The 2,674-nt window shown below is 56.1% G+C and carries 4 protein-coding genes; all 4 read left to right on the top strand.

What is annotated here, in order from left to right; genetic code table 11:
- The coding region (locus ACOYNV_RS27240) for a hypothetical protein (protein ID WP_422902955.1) at positions 1-276 on the top strand (276 nt) is incomplete at its 5' end.
- On the top strand, positions 273-470 hold the full coding sequence (locus tag ACOYNV_RS27235) for a hypothetical protein (protein ID WP_422902954.1): 198 nt from the start codon (positions 273-275) through the stop codon (positions 468-470). The genes ACOYNV_RS27240 and ACOYNV_RS27235, both read left to right, overlap by 4 nt.
- Positions 471-576: 106 nt before the next feature.
- A complete protein-coding gene (locus ACOYNV_RS27230) occupies positions 577-1,524 on the top strand; it encodes a YqaJ viral recombinase family protein (RefSeq protein ID WP_422902953.1) in 948 nt (315 codons plus the stop codon).
- A 12-nt stretch (positions 1,525-1,536) separates the two neighbouring features.
- Positions 1,537-2,595, top strand: a complete 1,059-nt coding sequence (locus tag ACOYNV_RS27225) for a recombinase RecT (protein ID WP_422902952.1) — start codon at positions 1,537-1,539, stop codon at positions 2,593-2,595.
- The last annotated feature ends 79 nt before the right edge of the window (positions 2,596-2,674 follow it).

Here is a 2,674-nt window from a genome sequence, read left to right as displayed (position 1 = left end):
CTGTTCTGGTTGGCCGATACCCCTCCCGCAAGCAAGTCGCTGTATGAGCGGTTTCTTGATGTTGCCCTTCTGGTTGTTGGTTTGCTCGCTGTGCTTGTCGTTCTTGGCTTGCTGCAGAACCGGAAGCTGGAAGCCCAGGTGACCTCGCAGAAGGCCGAAACACTGAAGTTCTCCGGAATCCTGGCGGACTGCATGAATGGCCTTGCTGTTTATGACCGGTCCAGCAACACGGCGCACTTTTGCGCAAAGGTCATCAGTGTGAGCCTTGCGCCATGAGCCCTTCAACGCACGTCGCCATTTCCGATATCGGAAAGGTGAAGTGTTTCATCAAATTTGCCCTCGATGAACTTGATTTGGAGTTGGACAAATTAACCCTCAAGGATGACGAAAACGCGAAGAAGTCCAGTAGCGAACGGGCATCAATTTTCCGCAAGATCGCCGCGCTTGAAAACATAAGGGATTCGCTGTGAAAAAAACAGAAACGCTTGGCGACAAGGTGGTGTTCACCGCAATGCTAATCGCTACCGCCTGGCTGTTCCTGGACAGCATCAACGGTTTAATTTTTGGAGTGATGAAATGAACGCACCACAAACCATTTTCGCCCCGGACCGCACTACTTACCTTGGTGGCGCTGATGTGGCCGCCGTGCTTGGTGTATCTCCCTGGCTGTCGCCCTTCATGCTGTACCAGAAGAAGATTGGCGCATTTGTGGAAGAAATCACCCCGGCCAAGCAGAAGCTGTTCGACCGAGGGCACCGGTGGGAACCAATCGTCGTTGAAATGCTGGTCGATGAGCTGCGCGAGCGCGGCCATGAAGTTGAAATCGTCGCCCAAAACCAGCGATACCAAGACCCAGAGTACCCGTTTCTGGCGGCTGAAATCGACCTCGAACTGTTGATTGATGGCGAAGAAGTAAATGGCGAGGCTAAGACGGTCAATCCGTTCGCCGCCAAGCTCTGGGGTGATGAGGATTCAGACGATATCCCGATTTATTACCAAGCCCAGGTAATGCACGGGCTGATGATTAAGCCGCGCCGGCGCACCGTGATTGCCGCGCTGACCGGCTTCGATGATAAGCCGCGTGTGCATTGGATCGAGCGCGACGAAGAAACCATCGCCGGTATCCGCAAACAGGAATTGGCGTTCTGGAAGCGCGTGCAGGACCGAGACGCCCCCGATCCGACTGCTGTTGAGGATGTGAAGTGGCTCTACGGCAAAGACAGCGGAACGGTCATGGAGGCAGACGACGAACTGCTTGAGCTCGTGCAGTCGCTGAAAGACTTCAAGGTATCGGCCAAGGCCAGTGACGCCCACATCGAATTGCTCTCCACCCAGATCAAGGCGCGTATCGGCAATGCGGCAACCCTGCTGTACCGAGGATCTCCGATCGCAACTTGGAAGAACAACAAAGATTCGGTCAAGACGGACTGGAAGACGGCCTATCTCGATCTTGGCCCGACGGCTGAGCACGTAGCGAAATTCACCAAAACAACACCGGGCGCCCGCCCTCTGCTTCTCAAATAACAAGGAACCATCATGAGCACAGCCACATTAAAGTCAGTCGCCACCGGAGAGCAACAAGTCCGCGTTGCCGACATGAAGCCCCGTGAGCAAATCGCCTACCTGCTAAAGCAGAAGGCTGGCGAAATTTCCAAGATGCTGCCAAAGCACCTGAACGCCGAACGCCTGCTGAAAGTAGCGCAGATCGCCGCCACCACCACCCCGGCGCTGGCCAAGTGCGATGTTGCCAGCCTGGTTGGAGCTATCGGCCAGTGCGCGCAAATGGGCCTTGAGCCAAACACCGTACTGGGCCATGCCTACCTGGTGCCGTTCAACACCAAGCGCAAGGATGGAAACGGAAACGAGCGATGGGTGAATTCGGTGCAGGTCATCATCGGCTACAAAGGATTGATCGACCTCGCTCGCCGCTCTGGCCAGATCGTCAGCATCGCTGCGCACGAGGTTTGCGTAAACGATAAGTTTGAGCTGGTCTATGGACTTGATGAGAAGTTGAACCACACTCCGGCCCTTGGTGAGCGTGGCGACCTGATCGGTTTCTACTCGGTGGCAAAACTCAAGGACGGCGGCCATTGCTTCGAGTTTATGAGCTTGTACCAAGTCAAGGAAATCATGAAGGCCACCCAGAGCAAGGGAGCCTACGGACCGTGGAAAGAGCACTTCACCGAAATGGGCCGAAAGACGGTGATTCGCCGGCTGGCAAAGTACCTGCCACTGTCGATTGAATTCCAGACCGCCGCCGCGCTTGATGGCATGGCTGAAGTCGGCAAGGATCAGCACACCGACGCAATGGACGGTGATTTTTCAATCATCCCGGATGATTCGCCCTATGCAGCCGAGGTGGATGAGGAAACTGGAGAGATTCGCGGCAAATTGTCCGAGAAAGCCTCGGTAAAGGTTCCTCAATCGACTGGCAAGCGCGACCCGGCTGAGTTCTCCGAGCAAGCGCCATCCGGCGAATGGCGCCCCGACCCGGAGGAAGAAGCCGCGATCCTCGCGCAGGAGCAAGCAGAGGCATCCGGACAGCAGCAGACCACCCGACCGCGCCGTGAGCGTGGAGCGATGAATCTGGAATAACGATCAATGGGGCGGCTTTGCTGCGTCGAGCCAGAGGCAGAGCCAGCGTGAGGTCTCTCACTTTTGCCGCCACACCCAA

This window comes from Propionivibrio sp. (genome assembly GCF_049316945.1).
GTDB lineage: Bacteria > Pseudomonadota > Gammaproteobacteria > Burkholderiales > Rhodocyclaceae > Propionivibrio.
Note: the sequence above shows the minus strand (reverse complement) of the source record. Positions and strands in the feature narration are given on the sequence as shown.

Coding starts and splice junctions, on each gene's coding strand:
- ACOYNV_RS27235 (WP_422902954.1), top strand. CDS start 273: ATGAGCCCTTCAACGCACGTCGCCATTTCCGATATCGGAAAGGTGAAG.
- ACOYNV_RS27230 (WP_422902953.1), top strand. CDS start 577: ATGAACGCACCACAAACCATTTTCGCCCCGGACCGCACTACTTACCTT.
- ACOYNV_RS27225 (WP_422902952.1), top strand. CDS start 1,537: ATGAGCACAGCCACATTAAAGTCAGTCGCCACCGGAGAGCAACAAGTC.